Origin of the sequence: Pseudomonas sp. MWU12-2319, assembly GCF_023242525.1 — a bacterium.
Lineage (GTDB): Bacteria > Pseudomonadota > Gammaproteobacteria > Pseudomonadales > Pseudomonadaceae > Aquipseudomonas > Aquipseudomonas gingeri_D.
Map to the genome: position 1 here is coordinate 1 of NZ_JALJES010000082.1, position 349 is coordinate 349.

The 349-nt window shown below is 65.6% G+C and carries 1 pseudogene; it reads left to right on the top strand.

What is annotated here, in order from left to right:
* Window positions 1-349 (top strand): annotated as a pseudogene (locus M5C01_RS32850) (transketolase); the annotation flags it as partial.

The window sequence follows — 349 nt, forward strand, 5'->3', positions numbered from 1 at the left end:
GGCGGAAATCGCCCTGACCCGCGCGGCGCTGAAGTGGAACCACGGCCCGTTCGAAATCCCGGCCGACATTTATGCCGAGTGGGATGCCAAGGAAGCCGGCCGCGCTGTCGAAGCCGAGTGGGACCAGCGTTTCGCGGCCTACTCCGCGGCCTTCCCGGTCGAAGCCAATGAGCTGGTCCGTCGCCTGAGCGGCGAGTTGCCGGCTGACTTCTCCGAAAAAGCCTCGGCCTATATCGCCGAAGTCGCGGCCAAGGGCGAAACCATCGCCAGCCGTAAAGCCAGCCAGAACACCCTGAACGCTTTCGGCCCGTTGCTGCCTGAGTTGCTGGGCGGTTCGGCCGACCTGGCT